This is a genomic window from Paraburkholderia tropica (genome assembly GCF_914484835.1).
In the GTDB taxonomy this organism is placed as follows: domain Bacteria; phylum Pseudomonadota; class Gammaproteobacteria; order Burkholderiales; family Burkholderiaceae; genus Paraburkholderia; species Paraburkholderia tropica_A.
Window position 1 is genome coordinate 20,663 of record NZ_CAJZAR010000057.1, and the last position, 21,796, is coordinate 42,458.

The 21,796-nt window shown below is 66.5% G+C and carries 20 protein-coding genes; 3 read left to right on the forward strand and 17 right to left on the reverse strand.

The features are described 5' to 3' along the window. Window positions 1-15: 15 nt before the first annotated feature. Both LDO54_RS19500 and LDO54_RS19505 read right to left on the reverse strand, forming a co-directional pair. Entirely contained in the window at window positions 16-1,476 is a 1,461-nt protein-coding gene (locus LDO54_RS19500) for a hemolysin family protein (RefSeq protein ID WP_224012323.1), read from the reverse strand. Window positions 1,477-1,652: 176 nt separating this feature from the next. Beyond that, window positions 1,653-2,420 carry a sensor histidine kinase gene (locus tag LDO54_RS19505; protein WP_224012324.1) on the reverse strand — a complete coding sequence of 256 codons (768 nt, stop codon included), beginning with the start codon at window positions 2,418-2,420 and terminating at the stop codon, window positions 1,653-1,655. A 217-nt stretch (window positions 2,421-2,637) separates the two neighbouring features. On the opposite strand from LDO54_RS19505, the gene LDO54_RS19510 reads away from it, so the two are divergent. Continuing rightward, window positions 2,638-2,979, forward strand: a complete 342-nt coding sequence (locus tag LDO54_RS19510) for an FKBP-type peptidyl-prolyl cis-trans isomerase (RefSeq protein ID WP_065059993.1) — start codon at window positions 2,638-2,640, stop codon at window positions 2,977-2,979. A gap of 35 nt (window positions 2,980-3,014) precedes the next feature. Then, window positions 3,015-3,860 (forward strand): helix-turn-helix domain-containing protein, encoded by an 846-nt coding sequence (locus LDO54_RS19515; RefSeq protein ID WP_224012325.1) that lies wholly within the window; start codon window positions 3,015-3,017, stop codon window positions 3,858-3,860. A gap of 75 nt (window positions 3,861-3,935) precedes the next feature. Here LDO54_RS19515 and LDO54_RS19520 read toward each other — a convergent pair whose 3' ends face one another. From LDO54_RS19520 to folC, 6 genes are all read right to left on the reverse strand, one after another. Further along, window positions 3,936-4,805 (reverse strand): MOSC domain-containing protein, encoded by an 870-nt coding sequence (locus tag LDO54_RS19520; RefSeq protein ID WP_224012326.1) that lies wholly within the window; start codon window positions 4,803-4,805, stop codon window positions 3,936-3,938. A gap of 7 nt (window positions 4,806-4,812) precedes the next feature. After that, the gene (locus LDO54_RS19525) at window positions 4,813-6,003 is read right to left on the reverse strand and encodes an O-succinylhomoserine sulfhydrylase (RefSeq protein ID WP_224012327.1); all 1,191 of its coding nucleotides are present in this window, start codon (window positions 6,001-6,003) and stop codon (window positions 4,813-4,815) included. A 252-nt stretch (window positions 6,004-6,255) separates the two neighbouring features. Then, the gene (gene purF / locus LDO54_RS19530) at window positions 6,256-7,800 is read right to left on the reverse strand and encodes an amidophosphoribosyltransferase (protein ID WP_224012328.1); all 1,545 of its coding nucleotides are present in this window, start codon (window positions 7,798-7,800) and stop codon (window positions 6,256-6,258) included. 138 nt (window positions 7,801-7,938) lie between these two features. After that, on the reverse strand, window positions 7,939-8,433 hold the full coding sequence (locus LDO54_RS19535) for a CvpA family protein (RefSeq protein WP_224012329.1): 495 nt from the start codon (window positions 8,431-8,433) through the stop codon (window positions 7,939-7,941). 7 nt (window positions 8,434-8,440) lie between these two features. Then, a complete protein-coding gene (locus tag LDO54_RS19540) occupies window positions 8,441-9,316 on the reverse strand; it encodes an SPOR domain-containing protein (RefSeq protein ID WP_224012330.1) in 876 nt (291 codons plus the stop codon). 61 nt (window positions 9,317-9,377) lie between these two features. Further along, entirely contained in the window at window positions 9,378-10,688 is a 1,311-nt protein-coding gene (folC, locus tag LDO54_RS19545; protein WP_224012331.1) for a bifunctional tetrahydrofolate synthase/dihydrofolate synthase, read from the reverse strand. An 11-nt stretch (window positions 10,689-10,699) separates the two neighbouring features. Here folC and LDO54_RS19550 point away from each other — a divergent pair, with 11 nt between their 5' ends. Continuing rightward, complete coding sequence (locus LDO54_RS19550) at window positions 10,700-10,924, forward strand: hypothetical protein (RefSeq protein ID WP_224012332.1); 225 nt, start codon at window positions 10,700-10,702, stop codon at window positions 10,922-10,924. A gap of 19 nt (window positions 10,925-10,943) precedes the next feature. Here the strand turns inward: LDO54_RS19550 and accD are convergent, their stop codons facing one another. The 9 genes from accD to leuB form a co-directional block, all read right to left on the reverse strand. After that, the gene (gene accD, locus LDO54_RS19555) at window positions 10,944-11,816 is read right to left on the reverse strand and encodes an acetyl-CoA carboxylase, carboxyltransferase subunit beta (protein WP_224012333.1); all 873 of its coding nucleotides are present in this window, start codon (window positions 11,814-11,816) and stop codon (window positions 10,944-10,946) included. Window positions 11,817-11,934: 118 nt separating this feature from the next. After that, complete coding sequence (gene trpA, locus LDO54_RS19560; protein WP_224012334.1) at window positions 11,935-12,750, reverse strand: tryptophan synthase subunit alpha; 816 nt, start codon at window positions 12,748-12,750, stop codon at window positions 11,935-11,937. 60 nt (window positions 12,751-12,810) lie between these two features. Continuing rightward, window positions 12,811-13,743, reverse strand: coding sequence for a DNA-methyltransferase (locus LDO54_RS19565; RefSeq protein ID WP_224012335.1), 933 nt, complete (start codon window positions 13,741-13,743; stop codon window positions 12,811-12,813). Window positions 13,744-13,764: 21 nt separating this feature from the next. Continuing rightward, a complete protein-coding gene (trpB, locus tag LDO54_RS19570; protein WP_224012336.1) occupies window positions 13,765-14,958 on the reverse strand; it encodes a tryptophan synthase subunit beta in 1,194 nt (397 codons plus the stop codon). 62 nt (window positions 14,959-15,020) lie between these two features. Next, window positions 15,021-15,713: a phosphoribosylanthranilate isomerase gene (locus LDO54_RS19575; RefSeq protein WP_224012337.1), complete on the reverse strand. Its 693-nt coding sequence runs from the start codon at window positions 15,711-15,713 to the stop codon at window positions 15,021-15,023. Between the two features lie 97 nt (window positions 15,714-15,810). After that, a complete protein-coding gene (truA, locus tag LDO54_RS19580) occupies window positions 15,811-16,614 on the reverse strand; it encodes a tRNA pseudouridine(38-40) synthase TruA (protein ID WP_224012338.1) in 804 nt (267 codons plus the stop codon). Between the two features lie 10 nt (window positions 16,615-16,624). Then, window positions 16,625-18,952, reverse strand: coding sequence for a FimV/HubP family polar landmark protein (locus LDO54_RS19585; protein ID WP_224012339.1), 2,328 nt, complete (start codon window positions 18,950-18,952; stop codon window positions 16,625-16,627). 166 nt (window positions 18,953-19,118) lie between these two features. Continuing rightward, window positions 19,119-20,240, reverse strand: a complete 1,122-nt coding sequence (gene asd, locus LDO54_RS19590; protein WP_224012340.1) for an aspartate-semialdehyde dehydrogenase — start codon at window positions 20,238-20,240, stop codon at window positions 19,119-19,121. A 340-nt stretch (window positions 20,241-20,580) separates the two neighbouring features. Beyond that, entirely contained in the window at window positions 20,581-21,648 is a 1,068-nt protein-coding gene (leuB, locus tag LDO54_RS19595) for a 3-isopropylmalate dehydrogenase (protein ID WP_224012341.1), read from the reverse strand. Window positions 21,649-21,796: the final 148 nt, after the last annotated feature.

The following is a 21,796-nucleotide window of genomic DNA, read 5'->3' on the forward strand; positions in this document are numbered from 1 at the left end:
ACTCAACGACGCCGCTTAACCGCCCTCGTCTTCGAGATCCTTCGGATACACGCGCACGAGCACGATGCGCGGCCCCTTCATCTTCTTCACGACGATATCGAAGCGGTCGAACGACACGCGCTGACCTTCGGTCGGCAGATCGTTGAGCGCATGAATCACGAGGCCGCCGACCGATTCGGCGCGGCCTTCGTCGATATCGATGCCGAGCGCCTGTTCGAGCGACACCACCGGCAGGCTGCCGCGGCCCATCAGCGTGCCGTCGTCCATGCGGGTCCAGTCGGTATCGGCCTGATGGAATTCGTCGTGAATCTGGCCGACCAGCGCGCCGAGCAGATTGTCGAGCGTGAGAAAACCATTCGGCCGCTGGCCCTTGCGGCCCACCAGCGCGAAATGCGGCGCGCCCTTGCGAAAGCGCCGGAACAGCGCGAGCGCGGGCGTTTCGGGCTTCACGTACTGCACCGGACGCACGAACTTGCCGAGGTCGTCGAGCGCGTGACCGGCTTCGCGCGCGAGCAGCAGATCCTTCAGGTGAATCAGGCCGACGACCTCCTCGCCGGTCCCGTCCTCGAACAGCGGATAGCGGCTGAAGCGATGGCGCGCCACGATCTGCATGTTGTCCTTGAGCGGCACGTCGCGGCGCAGGCCCACCATTTCGTGCGTGGGACGCATGAGGTCGGAGACCGTGAGGCGCGAGAAGTCGAGCGAATGCGCGAGCGCGTTCCACTCGTCGGCGCTCCAGTTGTTCGCCGTCTGCGCGAGCGACGCCTGCGAACGGCGCGGCGATCGCGCCTGCGCGTGGGCATTCGCGTGACCGCTTGCCGGAGCGCTCTGGCCTTGCGTGTGGCCTTGCGCGTGACCGTTCGCGTGCGCGTCGGCCTCCGCTTGCGCGGCGGCGCGGCGGCTGCGCAGGATCAGCTTGAGTTCGTCGGTCGAATAATGGGCTTCGGTGCCGTGTTCCGACGACAGGCCCGCGAGCCGCAGCACGGCGTTCGCGCTCGAATTGAGGGCCCAGATCGCCGGATACATCGTCCAGTAGAAGCCGTAGAGCGGCGCGGCGCACCACAGCGAGATCTTTTCCGCCTGGCGGATCGCGAGCGACTTCGGCGCAAGCTCGCCCACCACGATGTGCAGGAACGAGATGACCGTGAACGCGAACACGAGCGAGATGCCGTGAATCAGCTCGGGCGAGCGGATGCCGACGATGTCGAACACCGGTTCGAGCAGCTGCGCGAACGCGGGCTCGCCGATCCAGCCAAGGCCGAGCGAGGCGAGCGTGATGCCGAGCTGGCACGCGGACAGATAGGCGTCGAGCTGGCCGTGGACCTTGGCGAGCAGCCGCCCGCGCATGCCGTATTGCTCGGCGAGACTTTGCACGCGCGTGGCGCGCAGCTTGACCAGACCGAATTCGGCCGCGACGAAGAAACCGTTGAGGGCAACGAGGAACAGCGCGCCGATCAGGGCGATAACCTGCATCAAGAGATAAGGCTCCAGAAAACGAAGCGATCAGTATAAGGGGTGCAAGCGGCCTGTAAGGCGATGGCGGGCGATTCGGCCATCCCGCGCGCCGGCGATCTTGATGCAGCTCCGATGCCGTTACATATGACGCGAAGCGGGCCGCGCGCGGCGGCCCTGCGGTTGAGGGAGTGTGGGGTTCAGCCGCCGTTGGCCGACACGCTGAGCGTAAGCGTCGCCGCCTCGCCCGCCACGAGCGGCTGCGCCTCGAAACGGCCGCCGTGCGCCTCCGCCACGCGCTGACACAGCGAGAGCACCCACGCGGCGCGCCCCGCTTCCTGCGGCTCGGCCGCCTGGGCGCGCGCGAATGCTTCGAGCGCGTGCGGCAGCGCGTCGTCGGTCAGCGTCTGCGGGCTTGCGGTCCACTGCACCTCGAACTGGGCCGCCGTGGCCGTCGCGCTCACGTTCAGCGCGATCTGCGCACCCTGGGCGCTGGTTTCCGCCGCGAACACCAACATCAGCCAGAGCGACTGCGCGAGGCGCTCGCGGTCGGCTTCGAAGCCCGCCGCCGCATCGGCAGGCACGCCTTGCACCGTGTAGTTCACGCCGCGTGCGTCGCCGAGCGCGATGCGTGCGTCGTTCAGGGCTTCGTCGACGAGCGGGCCGAACGCAAACGGCGCGCGCTCGATCGCGAGCTTGCGGGTTTCGGCGCGGGTCGTATCGACGAGCGTTTCAAGCAGATGAACCTGTTGCTCGACGCCCGTGCGGATGCCCGCCAGCGCGCGCTGCGCGGCGGCGTCGGCGCTGTCGATCTTGCGTTCGAGCACGTAGGCCCAGCTATGGATCGCGTTCAGTGGGCTGCGCAAATCGTGCGACACGCGCGACAGCACGTGATCGCGCATGAAGCGCGCGGCTTCGGCGCACAGGCGCGCCGTGCGTTCGGTAGGGGAGTGTGAAGTCGACGCCATCGGATTCCTCTTCTTTCGCCCGCTGCGGGGGGCCGTGTTCTGCCGGTCCGGCCAGGCCCATTATAGGCAGGCAGCAGCGCGCCGGACGGCGCGCATGCGCCATGCCCGCCACCGCCGCGCTTGCGGGCAGGTTTGCGTCCCGCTCGCCTGGGCCCTCTGCGCAACCTGCAAACCGCCTACAATACCGTTTTTACCCTTTCCGATTCAGGAGTCTTTCATGTCTATCGTGACCACCGCATCCGGCCTCAAGTACGAGGACCTGACCGAAGGCACCGGCGCAGAAGCCACCGCCGGCCAGACCGTCAGCGTGCACTACACCGGCTGGCTGACGGACGGCCAGAAGTTCGATTCGAGCAAGGACCGTAACGACCCGTTCGCCTTCGTGCTGGGCGGCGGCATGGTCATCAAGGGTTGGGACGAAGGCGTGCAGGGCATGAAGGTCGGCGGCGTGCGCAAGCTCACGATCCCGCCGCAACTCGGCTACGGCGTGCGCGGCGCGGGCGGCGTGATTCCGCCGAACGCCACGCTCGTGTTCGAAGTGGAACTGCTCGACGTCTAAGCGCGTCGGCATCGCGCGCCCACGCCTTCGCCACGATGAATCCGCATCATCATTCGCCCGTTACCGCGCCCGGCGTCGAGCTGCGCCAGTACGGGGCCATCGAGGAAACCGATCTGCACGACTTTCACCAGATCGTGCTCGGTCTCGACGGTTCGATGGAGATGACGGTGGGCGGCGTGGGCGAGCGCATCGACCAGTGCTCCGCGTGGCTGATTCCGGCCGGCGCGCGGCACGACTATGCGGGCATCGGCGAAAACCGCCAACTCGTGCTCGATTTGCCCGCGGCCTCGCTCGCGGTACCCGAGCGGCTGTTCAACGCGGCGCGCGCCGTGCGCATCGATCCCGCGTTCGCGGCGCTCGTGCGCCAGATCGCGCAGCGCGCTGTGCTTGCGGGTGCGGCTACGTCGGTTTCGTCCGCTACGTCCGCTTCGCCGCCCGCCTCGCTGCCGCAAAACGACGAGATGCGCGCGCGGCGCTTTCACTGGGACGCCTCGGCGCGCCTGTGCGCCGCGATGCTCTCGCAAACCGGCATCGCCGGCAATGATGCCTTCGACGCCGCCGCAGGTCTCGACTTCGCGCGCATCGACCGCTGGCTGCGCGCGCATCTTGCGCAGCCGCTGCGTATCGCCGATCTGGCTGCGCATTGCGGCTTCGGCATGCGGCGCTTTCATCAGTTATTTATCGAAGCGTTCGGCGAAACACCGCATCGCTATCTGCAACGGCTGCGTCTGGATACAGCCGTCACGTTGCTCGCCGATCCGCGCCATACGCTCGCCGACATCGCGCTCGAAGTCGGTTTCGGCGATCAGAGCGCCTTCACGCACGCGTTCACGCGGCGCTTCGGGCTCGCGCCAGGACAGTGGCGCGCGCTGCCGCATTGAGCGGCGCGCGCTTCGCTTACTGCCTCGCTTACTGCCTCGCTTACTGCCTCGCTTACCGCTTCAATCACATCGGCTTCACTCGAAGCGATATTCCCACTGCGCCTGCGCGCCCACCGCGAGACGCGCGCCCGCGCCCGCCACGACCATCGCGTTCTGGCCGAACGTGAGGCCGCCGTCCACGCGCGCATCCACGCGGAAGGTCTGCAAGGTGTCGAGCGGCTCGGCGGGCCACTGCGCGTCGCGCTCGCCGCTGAGCTGATCGATCGTCGTGATCGGGCAGCGCGCGCACGGCTTCACGAAACGCAGCACGACTTCTTCCGCCCCGCTCTCGCCTTCGATCGACAGCGTATCGATGAAGTCCTCGTCGAACGCCTCGCCGCCGTCGACCACGATGTTCGGACGAAAGCGGCTCATCGGCACCGCAGGCGCGCCCTTCGCCGCGAGACGCGCGTTGAGGTCCGCCAACGACGACTCGCTCGTCACGAGAATCGGGAAGCCGTCGGCGAACTGCGTGGGCACCGCTTCGTCGTTCGTCCACTTCCTGCTCGCGAGACGCGTGACGTCGTGCGCGAAACGCACGAGCCGCACCGGCACGCCGAGCGCCTGCGAGAACCAGTGCGCGGCTTCGTCGCCTTCGTCGAGCGCTTCGAAGCTGTCGCCCCAGACCGTGGCCTGCACACGCGCCTCGCCGCCGCGCGGCGCGAACGGCAGCAGCAGATCGCCCGCCACGCCGTCCATCGTGAGGCGCACGCCGTCTTGCGCGAACGCCGGCACGATGCGCGCCATCGCCGCGTATTCGCGCTGCGAAACGAAGCGGCCGTTCGCGTCGATCACCATCCAGTGGCGATCCCACTCCAGGCCCTTCGTGTCGAGCTGCGCGCGATCGAGCGCGATCGCGCCGCACGACTTCACGGGATAGACGAACAATCCGCGGATGACGGTCATGACGCGCTCACTGACCGAGGCCGCGCGCGAGATCGCTGCGCACGTCCTGCGGATCTTCGAGGCCCACGGCCAGGCGGATCAGCCCTTCGGTGATGCCCGCCGCCGCGCGCGCTTCCGGCGTAATGCGGCCGTGCGTCGTGGTGGCCGGGTGCGTGATCGTCGTGCGCGTGTCGCCGAGATTGCCGGTGATCGAGCACACCTTGGTGTTGTCGATCACGCGCCACGCGTTCGCGCGCTGTTCCTCGGGCGTGTCGCCCTTCACTTCGAACGAGACGATCGCGCCGCCCGCCTTCTGCTGGCGCATCGCCAGTTCGTGCTGCGGATGCGAGGCGAGACCCGGATAGTAGACGCGCTTGACCGACGGATGCGCCTCCAGCCAGCGCGCGATTTCGAGCGCGTTGGCCGACTGCTTTTCCACGCGCAGCGACAGCGTTTCCATGCCCTTGAGCAGCACCCACGCGTTGAACGCGGAAAGCGTCGGGCCTGCGCTGCGCACGAACGGGAACACCTTCTCCATGATGAACTGCTTCGAGCCCACGAGCGCGCCGCCGAGCACGCGGCCCTGGCCGTCGAGGAACTTGGTGGCCGAGTGCATCACCACGTCGGCGCCGAGCTTGAGCGGCTGCTGCAGCGCCGGGCTACAGAAGCAGTTGTCGACGACGAACAGCGCGCCCGCTTCCTTCGCGATCTTGCTGACGGCCGCGATGTCGGCGACTTCGGTCAGCGGATTCGACGGCGTTTCGAGGAAGAACATCTTCGTTTCAGGGCGCACGGCGTTTTTCCACGCGTCGAGATCGGTGGGATCGACGAAGGTGGTCGTGATGCCGAACTTGCTGAAGATCTGCGAGAACATGCCGAGCGTCGAGCCGAAGATGCTCTGCGAGCTGACGATGTGATCGCCCTGCTGCAACGCGGACATCACCACCGACATGATCGCGGCCATGCCCGATGCCGTGGCCATGCACGCCTCGCCGCCTTCGAGCGCGGCCAGGCGGTCCTGGAACATGGTGACGGTCGGGTTCGTGAAGCGTGCGTAGGTGTAGCCCGTTTCCGAGTTCTTGAAGCGATCGGCGGCTTCGGCGGCGCTGCCGAAACAGAAGCTCGACGTCAGATAGAGCGCTTCCGAATGTTCGTTGAACTCGCTGCGCAGCGTGCCCGAGCGAACTGCCAGCGTGTCGAAGTTGAGGTTGTCGTCCATGTTCGTGTTTTCCGTAGCCAGAACCGTGTTTCAGGCCCGCGCGCGGCGCGCGCAGGCGCAAAAAAGCCCGCTTTGCGTCGGCAGAAGCGGGCTTTTCGGGAATTCGGGGGCGCTGTAGCAAATGAGCGGCGGCCAATGCTGCACCGTTCGCTTTAGCTGTTTTGGGTTGCCCCGCGTCCGCAAGCTGAGATCAAATCGACGCAAGCCCACATGCTAACACGGGAAACGCGCAGGCGTTTCCCGTCGCACATCTCACTCGACCGACAGTTGCAGATGCAGCTGCGAGCGCGAGCCGCCGTCCTGCGCGTCGCTGGCAGCGTCGCGGTCGGATTGGGCCTGCGGCGCGAGGCGCGCCGTTTCGATCTTGTCGAGATAGGTGCTCGTGATGTCGCCGGTGATGTACTCGCCGTCGAAGCACGATGCCTCGAATTCCTCGATCGCCGGATTGATGTCGCGCACGGCCTGCTTGAGCGCTTCCACGTCCTGATACACGAGGTAATCGGCGCCGATGATGCGCGCGACTTCTTCGTCCGTGCGGCCATGCGCGACGAGTTCGCCGCGCGTGGGCATGTCGATGCCGTAGACGTTCGGGAATTTCACCGGCGGCGCCGCCGAGGCGAAGATCACCTTGGTCGCGCCCGCATCGCGCGCCATCTGCACGATTTCCTGCGAGGTCGTGCCGCGCACGATCGAGTCGTCGATGATCAGGACATTCTTGCCCTTGAACTCGATGCCCATCGCGTTGAGCTTCTGGCGCACCGACTTCTTGCGCATCGCCTGGCCCGGCATGATGAAGGTGCGGCCCACGTAGCGGTTCTTGAAGAAGCCTTCGCGGTATTCCACGCCGAGCTTGTTCGCCACCTGCATCGCAGCGGGGCGCGACGAATCGGGAATCGGCATCACGACGTCGATCTTCACGTCGGGCAGTTCGCGCTGGATCTTCTCCGCGAGATAGTCGCCCATGCGCAGACGCGCGTTGTAGACCGGCACGCCGTCGAGCACCGAGTCAGGACGCGCGAGATAAACGAGTTCGAAGATGCAGGGGTTGAGCTTCGGCTTCTCGGCGCATTGCTGCGAATGCAGGTTGCCGTCGAAGTCGATGAACACCGCTTCGCCCGGCTCCACGTCGCGCACGAATTCGAAACCGATGCCTTCGAGCGCCACCGACTCCGACGCCACCATCCATTCCGTGCCTTCCGGCGTTTCGATCTTGCCGATGCACAGCGGACGGATGCCGAACGGGTCGCGGAACGCCAGCAGACCGTAGCCCGCGATCAGCGAAACGATCGCGTACGAGCCGCGCACGCGGCGGTGCACGCCCGAGACCGCCTTGAACAGCGCGGCCGGATCGAGTTGCAGACCGGTGGTCGCGAGTTGCACTTCGTGCGCGAGCACGTTGAGCATCACTTCCGTGTCGGAGTTCGTGTTCACGTGGCGGCGGTCCACGCGGAACATCTCTTCCTTCAACTGTTGCCAGTTGGTGAGATTGCCGTTGTGGGCGAGGATGAGGCCGAACGGCGCGTTCACGTAGAACGGCTGGGCTTCTTCTTCGCTCGACGCCGAGCCGGCCGTCGGGTAACGCACCTGGCCGATGCCGCAGGTGCCGGGCAGGCTACGCATGTTGCGCGTGCGGAACACGTCGCGCACCATGCCGTTGGCCTTATGCAGGTGGAACGTGCTGCCGTTCGCGGTGGCAATGCCGGCCGCGTCCTGACCGCGATGCTGCAGGAGCAGCAGCGCGTCATAGAGGAGCTGGTTGACGGGAGAGCGGGAAACTACGCCTACGATGCCGCACATGGCAGGTCCTTCAAAAAAGCGAAATCGGTAACAGCTCGCGAACAGTCGGATCGCGGCGGCCGAACGAATCCGGCCGGTACGCCGCGAAGCAGCGCCGCCTGACAACCCGGGCCCTGTCACACACCGATCAGCAGATGATCAGACGTGAACGTAGGCCGCGAGCGTATCGGGCAACATGGGTTTCAGTTCGTGCACGCCCTGCACGGCATACGGCCGCAGCAGCGCGTTGCGCCAGAAGTCCTGCTGGGGCAGCTCGGTCAGTCCGGCAAGGACGACGAGAATCAGCACCAGCACGACGCCTCGCGCGAGGCCGAACAACAACCCGAGCGAACGGTCCACGCCGGACAATCCGCTCACCTGCACCAACCGGCCGAGCAGCGCATTCGCCACGCCGGCCACGAGCACCACGCCGATCACGATCAGCGCGAAGGCGATCAGCCACTGGGTCAGCGCATGGCCCGGCAGGTTCGCCGGAATCCAGGGCACCACGCGGTCCACGTAGCGGCACGCCACGATAAACGCCGCGATCCAGCCGATCAGGCCAAAAATTTCGCCGATGAATCCGCGCCACGCACCGCGCAGCGCGGACAAACCGATCACCGCCATTACAGCGTAGTCGAATGCCGTGAACATCGGCGGCTTATTCCGCGTTCGCGTTCGAACCGGCCGTCAGGCCCGCGCCGCGCACTTTCGCGATCGCCTCCGTGGCGGCCGCGCGGTCGGCGAACGGGCCGGCGCGCAGCAATGTGCGCGTCGTGCCGTCGGCATCCTTACGTTGTTCGGTATATGCGGGTACGCCCGCGGCTTTCAACTTCGTGACCCATTTATTCGCGGCCGCTTCGCTGCTGAACGCGCCGAGCTGCACCGCGAAACGCGCGCCAGGCGGCGCGGCGGGCGCGCCGGATTCGTCGCTGTTGGCGGCGGTTTTCGTGTCGTTCGCGGCCGGTTGCGCGGGCTTGGCCGCCGGTTTCGGCTGGGCCTGTGCTGCGGGTGCGGCTTGTGCGGTTTGCTGTTGGGCTTGCGTCGGCGCGGGCGCGGCCTTGGCCGGCGCGCTTTGTGCGGTCTGCGTGGCCGGCGCCTTCACAGCGGGCGCGGCTGCGGGCGCGGACGCCGCGGCGAGACCCGACGCGCCCGGCGCGGGCGGATTGTCGGGCGCAACGCCGGCTTGCGTGTCGTCGTCATCGCGCGCGGAGGCCGCGGGCCCCCTGGACGCGGGATGGCTCGGAATGTCGATCGCGATGTCGTCGGTGACGGGCTTCGGATGGGAGTCGAGCACCATCGGCAGGATCACGATGGCGGCCAGCACCAGCGCGATCGCACCCACCAGGCGGCGGCGCGCGCGCTGCTTCTCCGGCAGGGTGGGATCGAGGAGCATGGCTTCGGCGTCGGCGGACCGGTCCGTGCGGCGGCTGCGCCGCTCAACGCGCGTGTTCTGGCTGCTCCGTCGGCTGGAGCCGGCATCGGCGCCGCGTCGGCGGGGCGCTTCGTCTTTCTTGCCGAACGAGAAAATTCCCATGTATGGCTGCTTTTGCCTGTCTGCGTGGTGCTTGCCGTGGTGGCGTAGGTTCGCCGCGCGTTCAGTGCTGCTGTGACTTTCGCCAGGCCATGACGCCGGCGACAGTCAAGAAACTCCCGAAAACAATAATTCTATCATTTTCAGTCGCTCGTTTTAGCGCATCTTGAAATGCTGCGGCGGGCGATTCGTAATGCGTGATGCTGCTGTCGGCGCTGTCTTCCACACCGGCCTCGCGCAGCGCGTCTTCGAGCTGTTGCGCGGACGCCGCGCGCGGCAGCGGCAGATCGGTGACGCACCAGTGGTCGATTTCGCCCTTCAGGTGGCCGATCACGCCGGCGATGTCCTTGTCGCGCATGGCGCCAAATACCGCGTAAGTGTACGGAAAATAGCCCATGCTGCCGAGATTTTGCCCGAGCACGGCGGCGGCGTGCGGATTATGACCGACGTCGAAAATGATCGCGGGCTTGCCCGGCAGCACCTGGAAGCGGCCCGGCAGCTCGACGTTCGCGAGACCGAGGCGGATGTCCTGCGCCGAAACCGGCACGCGGTCGCGCATGGCTTCGAGCGCGGCCAGCGCCGCCGAGGTATTGATCAGCTGATTCGCGCCGCGCAGCGCCGGATACGCCAGCGCCGAGCGGCGTTGCGCGCGGCCCACATAGCTCCATTGCTGGCGCTCGCTGCCCGGCGAGCCTTCGAAGCGGAAATCGCGGCCAAAGAGCCACAGATCGGCGCCGATCGACTCAGCATGGTCGATGAGCGTTTGCGGCGGCAGCGGGTCCGAGCAGATCGCGGGCTTGCCCGCGCGGAAGATGCCGGCCTTTTCGAAGCCGATCTTCTCGCGCGTGTCGCCGAGATATTCGGTGTGGTCGAGGTCGATGCTCGTGACGATCGCGCAGTCGGCGTCGAGCACGTTCACCGCGTCGAGACGGCCGCCGAGACCCACTTCGAAGATCACCGCATCGAGCCCGCGCGAGGCGAACAGATGCATGATCGCGAGCGTCGTGAACTCGAAGTACGTGAGCGAGACCGGCGTGGGCAGCGCGTTGCGCGCGGCTTCCACGGCCTCGAAGTGCGGCAGCAGGTCAGCGTCGCTGGCCTGCTCGCCGTCGATGCGCGCGCGCTCGTTGAACGCGAGCAGATGCGGCGACGTGTGGCAGCCCACGTGATAACCGGCCTTGAGCAGAATCGTTTCGAGGATCGCGCAGGTCGAGCCCTTTCCGTTCGTGCCGCCGACGGTGAAGATCGGGCACTCGAACTGGAGGTTCAGCGCTTCCTTGACCTGGGTGATGCGGGCAAGACCCATGTCGATGCCGACCGGGTGCGCGGTTTCGAGATGCGTGAGCCACGCGTCGAGGGTGGGAAAAGTGCTCATGAATACGCGATGTGAAACGATTCGAATGGAAGCCGGAAAGCTGTGCGGAACAACGGTGCGCAAAAACCGCGCGAACGACAGCGGACGTGCACCGCGACGGCCTGCCCGCGCGCGCCGCAAAATCGAACATCCACCATTCGACCGCGATCTCGCGCGAACGATCCGCCACGAAAGAACGGCATTATCGCGGAAATGACAACGCGCCGCTTGCTTTCGCTCGCGGCGCGTTGGCTTGAGTGCGGATGACGGCGGTTTTTACGCCACGGCGTCGGCCGGCTGGCGCTGCATCAGCGCCATGAGCTGGGCGATTTCCTCACGCAGCTTGCGGCGGTCGACGATCATGTCGATGGCGCCCTTCGTCAGCAGGAATTCCGCGCGCTGGAAGCCTTCCGGCAGCTTTTCACGCACCGTCTGCTCGATCACGCGCGGGCCGGCGAAGCCGATCAGCGCCTTCGGTTCGGCGATCACCACGTCGCCGAGGAACGCGAAGCTCGCCGAGACGCCGCCCATGGTCGGGTCGGTCAGCACCGAGATGAACGGCAGCTTGGCTTCCGACAGCTTGGTCAGCATGGCCGTGGTCTTGGCCATCTGCATCAGCGACAGCAGGCTTTCCTGCATGCGCGCGCCGCCCGAAGCGGTGAAGCAGATGAACGGCACTTGCTGCTCGAGCGCGGTCTGCGCGCCGCGTGCGAAACGCTCGCCGACCACCGAACCCATCGAGCCGCCCATGAACGCGAACTCGAAGCAGGCGACCACGCACGGCAGCGTGTGGATCGCGCCGCCCATGACGACCATGGCGTCGGTTTCGCCCGTGTCGTCCATCGCTTCCTTGATGCGATCGGGGTACTTGCGGCTGTCCTTGAACTTCAGCGCGTCGACCGGAACGATTTCCTGGCCGATTTCATAGCGGCCTTCCGGATCGAGCAGGCCGTCCAGGCGCTCGCGCGCGTTGATGCGCATGTGGTGGTCGCACTTCGGGCAGACGTGGAGGTTCGCCTCGACGTCGTTGCGGTACAGGACCGCTTCGCACTTCGGGCACTTGATCCACAGACCTTCCGGAATGCTCTTGCGGCTTTTCGGATCGGTTTGCTTGATCTTGGGCGGCAGCAGTTTATCGAGCCAGCTCATATTTTCTTCCTTGACCTTCGTGATGCGCGGGCGCGGCGGATCGAGCTGACCCGACCGGTAAAACCGACCGGGTTCCGACCCCGACCGCGCATGGCGAAAAGTGGATTTTACAGCACTCTCATTTCGCGTTGTCCGACAGCGCGTCGAGCGCCGCGCGAATACCCGCGATGAACTGCGTGAGCGCCTCGGCCGCAGTGTCGGCGGGCGCCTGTTCGAGCAGCGTGACGATGCGGCTGCCGATCACCACGGCGTCGGACACTTCGGCCACCGCGGCGGCGGTTTGCGCGTCGCGAATGCCAAAGCCCACGCCGACCGGCAGCGGCACGCGCGCCTTGATCGCCGGGATTTTACTCGCGATGCTCGCGACGTCCAGATTGGCCGCGCCCGTCACGCCCTTGAGCGAGACGTAATAGACGTAGCCGCTGGCCGCGCGGCCCACTTCGGCGATGCGCGCGTCGGTGGACGTGGGCGCGAGCAGGAAGATCGGATCGATGTCGGCCGCCTTCATCTTCGCGGCGAACTCCACCGATTCCTCGGGCGGATAGTCGACCACCAGCACGCCGTCCACGCCCGCGTCCTTCGCGGCGGCCGCGAAGGCGTCGGCGCCCATGCGCTCGATCGGGTTGGCATAACCCATCAGCACGACGGGCGTGGCGTTGTCGGTTTCGCGGAAGCGCTTGACGTCGGCCAGCACGCTCTTGAGCGTGACGCCCTTCGCGAGCGCGCGCTCCGACGCCTGCTGGATCACCGGGCCGTCGGCCATCGGGTCCGAGAACGGCACGCCGAGTTCGATCACGTCGGCGCCGCCGGCGGCGAGCGCGTGCATGAATTCGACCGTGCGGGCCGGATCGGGGTCGCCTGCCGTCATGAACGGGATCAGGCCTTTCTTGCTGGCGGCGGCGAGCGCCTCGAACGTGGTTTTGATGCGGGACATTTCAGGGTCCTCAATCTCAATGGAGACCGCGCGTCGCAGGCCGACGGCGGCGGCGGCGCCTCAGGCGCCGGCCGCGACAGCCGTGGCGCGGGCAGCGGACGCAGGCGCGGCAGCTGCCGCGCTCACGCGTTCGCGCGCGATCGCGCAGTAACTTTCGTTGATTTCATAGCCGACGAATTCGCGCTTTTGACGCGCGCAAGCGACTGCCGTGGTGCCGCTGCCCATGAACGGGTCCAGCACGCGGCCGCCCGGCGGGCAGCTCGCGAGCACCATGCGCTCGACGATTTCCAGGGGCTTCTGGGTCGGATGATCGACACGTTCCGCGTGCTGACGATGCAGCCGCGAGACGGACCAGACGTCCTTGGGGTTGTAGCCGAGCTCCAGCCACTTGCTGCCTTCGAACAACTTGCGCGAACGCGCCTTCTTCGTGGCGGCATCGTACGGGATGCGGACGGGATCGAGATCGAAGTAGTAATCCTTCGAAACCGCGAAGAAACCGATGTTGTCGTGCACGGAAGTAAAGCGGCGGGTCGTGCCGCCCATGCTGGGTACGCGACGATCCCAGACGATCTCGTTAATCATCGTCATTTTCGACTTCAGATAAACGAAGATCTCGGGCGCGTACTGCCACGTGCAAAACACATAGAGCGAGCCGCTGGCTTTCAGCTTGGGAATCGCCAGATCGAGCCACCCGTAGGTCCAGGCGAGAAAATCCTCGCCCGAACGCATGTCGGAGTCGTTGCCGTAGTCCTTGCCGAGCCCATAAGGCGGGTCGGCGACGATCAGATCGATCGAGGCATCGGGCAAGTTCGCCGCATCGGTCAGAAAATCGCGGTTCAGGAGCCGGATGCCGTCGGGCACCACCGGTACCGTCGGCAAAGCGGCGGCATGAGCCAGCGCCGCGGCGGCTTCCTGCTCCGCCGTCTGGCTGCTCATTTCGCCCGCCTCGCCTGCGGCGGCCGGCAAGGTCGGCTCGTCGAACTCGTCACGCATCGCTGATGTCGCTCCCGGCGCTTAGAACTGGATGCCCGATCGCTCGGCGACCGTGTGCATGTCCTTGTCGCCGCGGCCCGACAGGTTCACCAGCAGAACCTTGTCCTTGGGCAGCGTGGGCGCGAGCTTCGCGGCGTACGCGAGCGCGTGGCTCGATTCGAGCGCCGGAATGATGCCTTCGATGCGGCAGCAGTCGTGGAACGCCTTGAGCGCTTCCTCGTCGTCGATCGTCACGTACTGCGCGCGGCCGCTGTCCTTGAGCCACGCGTGCTCGGGACCGACGCCCGGATAGTCGAGGCCCGCCGACACCGAATGCGTCTCGATGATCTGACCGTTCTCGTCCTGCAGCAGATAGGTGCGGTTGCCGTGCAGCACGCCCGGCGTGCCGGCCGCGAGCGAGGCCGCGTGACGGCCCGTTTCCATGCCGTCGCCGGCCGGCTCGACGCCGATCAACTGCACCGAACTATCCTCGATATACGGATAAAAGATACCCATCGCATTCGATCCGCCGCCAACGCACGCAATCACGGCGTCCGGCTGGCGACCGGTCATTTCGGGCATCTGCACGCGGCATTCGTCGCCGATCACGCGCTGGAAGTCGCGCACCATCATCGGGTACGGGTGCGGGCCCGCCACGGTGCCGATGATGTAGAAGGTGTTTTCGACGTTGGTGACCCAGTCGCGCATGGCTTCGTTGAGCGCGTCCTTGAGCGTGCGCGAGCCCGACTCGACCGGCACGACCGTCGCGCCCAGCAGCTTCATGCGGTAGACGTTGGCGGCCTGACGGCGCACGTCTTCCGCGCCCATGTAGACCACGCACTCCATGCCGAAGCGCGCCGCGATCGTGGCCGTGGCCACGCCGTGCTGGCCCGCGCCGGTTTCGGCGATCACGCGCGGCTTGCCCATGCGGCGGGCGAGCAGCGCCTGGCCGATCACGTTGTTCACCTTGTGGGCGCCGGTATGGTTGAGGTCTTCGCGCTTCAGATAGATCTGCGCGCCGCCAACCAGCTCGCTCCAACGCTGCGCGTGATAGATCGGCGACGGACGGCCGACAAAATGCTTCAACTCGCGCTCATATTCGGCGCGGAAGTCGGGATCGTCTTTGTATTTCGCGTAGGCGTCGCGCAGCTCGTCGATCGCCTGCATGAGGGTTTCGGCAGCGAACACGCCGCCATATTGGCCGAAATGGCCTCGTTCATCGGGCAAATTGTACATAAGTCACTCGCTCTGGCCGGATGGGCGCCTTGCCTTGCGCAAGGGCTTGCCGGCCCAGGAAATTATCCCGCGTCCGCTTCGCGCACTGCGCGCACGAACGCCGCCATACGGGCGTGATCCTTCACGCCCTTCGCGCCCGGTACCTCGATGCCACTGGAGACATCGACGGCGTACGGACGCACCTGGCGAATCGCATCACCGACGTTTTGCGCGTTCAAGCCACCACTCAAAACGGCCCGACGCGCGAGCCCTGCGGGGATAAGTGACCAATCGAAGACCTTCCCGCCGCCGCCGTAGCCGTCGACGTGCGTGTCGAACAGTAGGCCGCTGGCTGATGAATAACTATTCGCCGATTCTACCAAATCGGTCTGCCGAGTATCCGCCGCCACTCGCAGCGCCCGCAACCAGGGCAAACCGGCAACGGCCGCCAGCGACTCGCACTGCGCGGGCGTTTCGTCGCCGTGGAATTGCAGCAGCGTGAGCGAGACGTTGCTCGCCACTTCGCTGAGCCATTGCGGCGTGGGATTCACGAACAGGCCCACCACCGAAACGAACGGCGGAATGTCGCGCGTCAGCTCGACAGCCTGTGCGATGCTCACCGAACGCGCGCTCGGCGGATAGAACACGAGACCGATCGCGTCCGCGCCCAGGTCGATCGCGCGCTCGACCGCATCGGGCGTCGAAAGCCCGCACAGCTTGATGCGCGTGCGGTGCGCGGCGAGGTCGGCTTGAGCGACGGGATCGGCTTGCGTCATGAATTGAGACTCGTGGTTATCTCGGTGGTTGAAAGCAATTTGCGCGGATTTGAGCGATCTTGCGCGTCATGATGCGCCCCTACAGCGTCGAAACGCGTCAGGCCGGATCGTCCCAGATCGCGCTCCACGGCACGCTCGCCGTATGCGGCGCGGGTACCGCGAACTCGTCAGGATAGCCTACCTGGGCGAGATAGAGGCCGTCGGGCATGAAAGTCGGCGCGGCCTTGCCACGGTCGAGCCCCGCCAGCACCTCGGCCATCCACGACGCCGGATAGCGCCCGCGCCCCACCGCCACGAGGCAACCCATCAGGTTGCGCACCATGTGATGCAGGAAGGCGTTGGCCCGGAAGCGAAAGTGGATGAAATCGCCCTGCGGCCGGATGTCGATCTGGTACAGGTGCTTGACCGGCGTCTTCGACTGGCATTCCGACGAACGGAACGCCGAAAAGTCATGCTCGCCGATCAGGCATTGGGCCGCCTCGCGCATCGCATCGACGTCGAGCGGCGTGTGGATCCAGCCGGAGCGGCCCGCCAGCATCGGCGAGCGCACCGGATGCACGTAGAGCACGTAGTAATACGTGCGCTCGAAGGCCGCGAAACGCGCGTGAAAGTCGTCGGACATGGGCTTGGCCCACTGCACCGCGACCGTCGACGGCAGGAACGCGTTGGTGCCGCGCACCCACGAAAAATCGGTGCGGTCGAGCTCGGTGTCGAAATGCACGACCTGGCCGAGCCCGTGCACGCCCGTGTCGGTGCGGCCCGCAACCACCGTGGACAGCGGCACCGTGGCGAACTCGCGCAGCGCGCGTTCGAGCGCGTCCTGCACGGTCTTGCCGTGCGGCTGCGATTGCCAGCCGCAGAACGCGGCGCCGTCGTACTGGATACCTAAGGCGATACGCATGCGGCAGGCGTCAGGACAGCGGCGAAAGCGTCGACAGCAGCGCCTGCGCATCGGCGCGCGTGGCGGCGTCGCTCGACGCGATCACTTCGTTGATCAGCGCGCGCGCGCCCGACAGGTCGCCCAGCGCGATGTATTCGTGCGCGAGATCGAGCTTGTTACGCGCGATGCGCGCGAGCTGGTCGGGCGAAAAGACCGGCAGCGGCTCGGCGGAATCGGGCGGCAGGTTCAGGTCGAAATCGAGCGAGAGCGTGCCGAAACGCGGCGCGCCCAGGCCGGCGATCGAGCCGATGCCCGCCGTGCCGGCTTCGATGGCCTGGCCCGCGAGCGGCGCGGGCGGCTGGCCGAACGGCAGCGCCTGACCGAGGGTCGCGCCAGGCGTGGCGGACGGTTCGGTCGAGAACGGGAAATCGGGCATGGCGGGCGCGTCCGGCACTTCGACGCGCGGCGGCAACGACATTTCGATGCTGCCGAGCGCATCGACGGCGGTTTTCGGAAACTCTTGCGGGACTTCTTGGTAGGGCATTGATTCTTCTGCAGAGACTGCGGGAGCTGCGGGTTCTACGGGTTCTGCGGGCGCGACCGGCTCGGGCTGCGGATCGCCGGGCATGCGCAGTTCAAGCGGCTGCGGTTCGCGCGCGTGCGGCGCGAACGGTGCGGGTTCGGATTCGTCGACTTCGTCGGCCTGGTTGGATTCGGTCGCTGCGTGAAGCTCGGCCTCGGCGCGGCGCGCGTGCTCCTCCGTTTCACCGGCCGTGTTTGCGGCCAGCCCTTCCGGCGGCAGCGCCGATGCGCCCAGTTCCGAGGCGGCGGCGAAGCTCGCGGCGTCGGTGGCGTCGGCGAGCGTTTCCGGTTCGCCCGGCGTCACGCCTTGCTCATGCGTGCCGTGCTCCGCGCGGTCTTCGTGCAGGGCGTCGGGGCCGTTGGCCTCCGTGTGCAGCTTGTCGTGCAGCGTCGGCGGCAAGGCGTCGCCGCCGAGTTCCGCCGCGGCGGACAGGCTCGCGACGTCGGTGGCGTGATCGAGCGTCGGGGTGGGCTGGGCCGCTTCGGCTTCGGTATGGGTTTGCGCGTAGGCGGCCGCGCCTGCGGCGGCAGCGGCCACGGTGGCCGTCGGGGCGGGCACGGGCGTCAGCGGCTCGTCCAGCACGGGCATGTCGTCGACTTCGGCGTGCGCGGGCGTGCCTGCGAGCGGTGCGGCCGGAGCGACCGGCGTTTCCGTCGTCGCCTGGGCTTCGTCGGCCGCTGCGGGCTTGCGGCGCTTGCGCATCAGCAGGCGCACGAGCAGCGCGACGAACGCGAGCACGATCGCCGCCACGATGCCAAGCGTCATCGGCGATACCTCGGGCTGCTGCGCGGCCTGCACGCCGCCTGCCGGCGCGTGCGCGCCCGATGCGCCGTTCGCGCCGCCCGCCACCTGCGCGGGCTTGCCGATGCCGTGCTGCAAGGCCATCAGCACGCGATTCTTGAGCGCGAGCAGTTGCTGGAGACTCGATACCGACACCGGCGCCGACGCAGCCGAAGCCGCCGATGCGGCCTGAACCGATCCGCTGAACGAATGCTGATCGACGGCCGAAGCGCCCGAAGCGAGCGCCGCCGAGGCGCCCGACGCCGATGCCGCCGTCGCGGCCGAAGCCGTCTCGGGCGCCGAAGCGCCTGCCGGTTCACTCGCGACGGTCGCCGCGCTCGATGCCGCATTACCTGCGGTGGCTGCGGTGGCTGCGGTGGCCGCGCTCGCGCCCGCGTTCGCCGCCGCCACGGCGGAGGCCGCCGCGGCGGTCGCGCCGGTCGCAGCCGCCGTGTTCGGCGCAGAAGCCGAAGCCGCCGCGCTCGCGGGCGCGGTCACGGCAGCCGGTGCGCTGGCCGTCGCGGCCTGAGCAGGAGCAGCCGACGGCGCGGAAGCCGCCGTCACGCCCGACGCAGCACCTGCCGACGCCATATCGGGCGTACCCGGCACATTGAGCACCGCGCCCACCTTGAGGCGGCTCGGGTCATGCTTCATGAACGCGTTGGGATTCGCGTCGAACAGCGCCGAACTCGCGCGCGCGAGCACCGTCTTGTCGTGCGACTGCGTGAGATCCACGGCGACGTCGTGCAGCGACTGGCCCGGATGAACCGTGTACTGGCCGACCACGGGCAGCGCCGCCTGAGCAGCCGAGGCGCCCGACGCCGCCGTTGCCGACGCCGCCGCCGAAGCGCCAGCCGCAGCCGTCGCCGTGCCGCCTTGCGCATACGCCGCGCCGGTTGCCGCAGCCAGCGCGAACGCCGTCGCCGCGATCGCGGCGCGCAGCGTCAGGCGCCCTTGCGGAAATTGAGTGGAAACAGAGTCGAGTCGAACGGTCATCAGTTGCCCTGGCACACCGCTCGCGCGGCTGTCGATGAAACGGGATTGTGTTGCGGGTGCTCGCAATCGTCGCGCAAGCGCCGATCCGCGAAAATAAAAAAGCGCCGCGACTGGCGCGGCGCTTTTTCCACCCTCTACGCGTCATTAGCCGCGTAGTTTAAATGATTCACTTGTCGAGCAGAATGCGCAGCATGCGGCGCAGCGGCTCGGCGGCGCCCCAGAGGAGCTGATCGCCGACCGTGAACGCCGACAGATACTCGCCGCCCATCGCCAGCTTGCGCAGGCGGCCGACCGGCACGGACAGCGTGCCCGTGACCTTCGCGGGCGACAGATCCTGCATCGACGCTTCGCGCTCGTTCGGCACGACCTTCACCCAGTCGTTGGCCGAGGCGAGGATGCCGTTGATCTCGTCGAGCGGCACATCCTTCTTCAGCTTGATCGTGAGCGCCTGCGAGTGGCAGCGCATCGCGCCGATACGCACGCACAGACCGTCGACGGGGATCGACCCCGGCTGGCCCATGGCGGGCTTGCCGAGAATCTTGTTGGTTTCCGCGCCGCCCTTCCACTCTTCCTTCGACATGCCGTTGCCGAGATCCTTGTCGATCCACGGAATCAGCGAGCCTGCGAGCGGCACGCCGAACTGGCTGGTGGGCATGGCGTCGCTGTTCATGGTGGCGAGCACCTTGCGGTCGATGTCGAGAATCGCCGACGACGGGTTCGCCAGATCGGTCGCGACGGCCGCGTTCAGCGCGCCCATCTGCGAGAGCAGTTCGCGCATGTTCTGCGCGCCCGCGCCCGAAGCGGCCTGGTAGGTCATGGCCGTCATCCAGTCGACGAGGTTCTCGCGGAACAGGCCGCCGAGCGCCATCAGCATCAGGCTGACCGTGCAGTTGCCGCCGACGAAGTCCTTCTGGCCCTTGACGAGCGCGTCCTTGATGACGTTCAGGTTGACCGGGTCGAGGATGATGACCGCGTCGTCCTTCATGCGCAGCGACGAAGCCGCGTCGATCCAGTAACCGGTCCAGCCCGCCGCGCGCAGCTTCGGATACACGTCGTTCGTGTAGTCGCCGCCCTGGCAGGTGATGATGGCGTCACACTTCTTGAGCTCGTCGATGCTGTTCGCATCCTTGAGCTTTGTCTCGTTTTTGGCGAACGACGGAGCCGCGCCGCCTGCGTTGCTGGTGCTGAAAAACACCGGTTCGATCAGGTCGAAATCGCGTTCTTCCTGCATGCGCTGCATCAGCACGCTGCCGACCATGCCGCGCCAACCTACGAGACCTACGTTCATGACTAACCCTTGATTTGGACACTTCCCCGCTTCGCTCGCCCGGCGTGGCCGCGCGGGGAAGATGAGCGGGCACGACGAGCGATCAACGCGTGATGATCGTTTTCGTAATCGTTTTCGTGGTGATGGCGAGCGAAATCGCACGGGCAGTTTTATCGCCGTGGATGTTCGTAACAGTCGTGATCGGGGAGATCGTCGCCATCGGGACAATATACACGAAACAGTTAATTTGCGCGGCAAAAACCGCACTTTCCGCTATGTAGCGCGCACGTTTCAAATGCACGCCACGAAGCGATCAAACAAAAAAGGGCACGCCAGCGACGGCATGCCCTTTCGTTCTGCTTTACAGCGCTGCGAGGACCGCGTCGCCCATCTCCGCCGTGCCGACCTTCTTGCAATCCGGCGTGACGATGTCGGCGGTGCGATAGCCCTGCTCCAGCACCTTCTTGACCGCGTTTTCGATGCGGTCCGCCTGTTCTTCGCGGCCGAGCGAGTAACGCAGCATCATCGCGGCCGAGAGGATCGTGGCGAGCGGATTCGCGATGCCCTTGCCCGCGATGTCCGGCGCCGAACCGTGCGACGGCTCGTACAGACCCTTGTTGTTCTTGTCGAGCGAGGCCGAGGGCAGCATGCCGATCGAACCCGTGAGCATGGCCGCTTCGTCCGAGAGGATGTCGCCGAACATGTTGCCCGTGACCACCACGTCGAAGGCCTTCGGCGCCTTCACGAGCTGCATGGCCGCGTTGTCGACGTACATGTGCGAGAGCTCGACTTCCGGGTATTCCTTCGAGACATCGATCATGATGTCCTTCCAGAACTGCGAGGTTTCGAGCACGTTGGCCTTGTCGACCGACGTCAGCTTCTTCTGGCGCTTTTGCGCGGCCTGGAACGCGACGTGCGCGATGCGGCGCACTTCGGGTTCCGAATAACGCATCGTGTCGAAGCCTTCGCGCGCGCCCTTGAAGAGACCGTCCGGCGACTCGCGCAGACCGCGCGGCTGACCGAAGTAGATGTCGCCGTTCAGTTCGCGCACGATCAGAATATCGAGGCCCGAGACGATTTCCGGCTTCAGCGACGACGCGCCCGTGAGTTGCGGATAGCAGATGGCCGGGCGGAAATTCGCGAACAGTTCGAGGTGCTTGCGCAGGCCGAGAATAGCTTGTTCGGGGCGCAGTGCGCGTTCGAGCGAGTCGTATTTCCAGTCGCCGACGGCGCCGAACAGGATCGCATCGGCGGCCTTGGCCAGCGCGAGCGTGGCTTCGGGCAGCGGATGGCCGCTTGCTTCGTAGCCCGCGCCGCCAACCGGCGCTTCTTCCAGCTCGAACTTTTCGCCGAGCGCGTTGAGGACCTTGACGGCTTCCTTGACGATCTCGGGACCGATGCCGTCGCCCGGCAGCACTGCAATCTTCATTTTTTGATTCCTCGAAATGTTTCGTGTTGGGTTTCGGTTACGCGGTGGCGTGGGCTTTTGGTGGTGTGCCTGCTCTTGCGCGTTTCCTTGTTTTCGCGTCGGTCTGCATGCGTCGCCCCTGTGCGGGGCAGCACCTACTTTTCTTTGC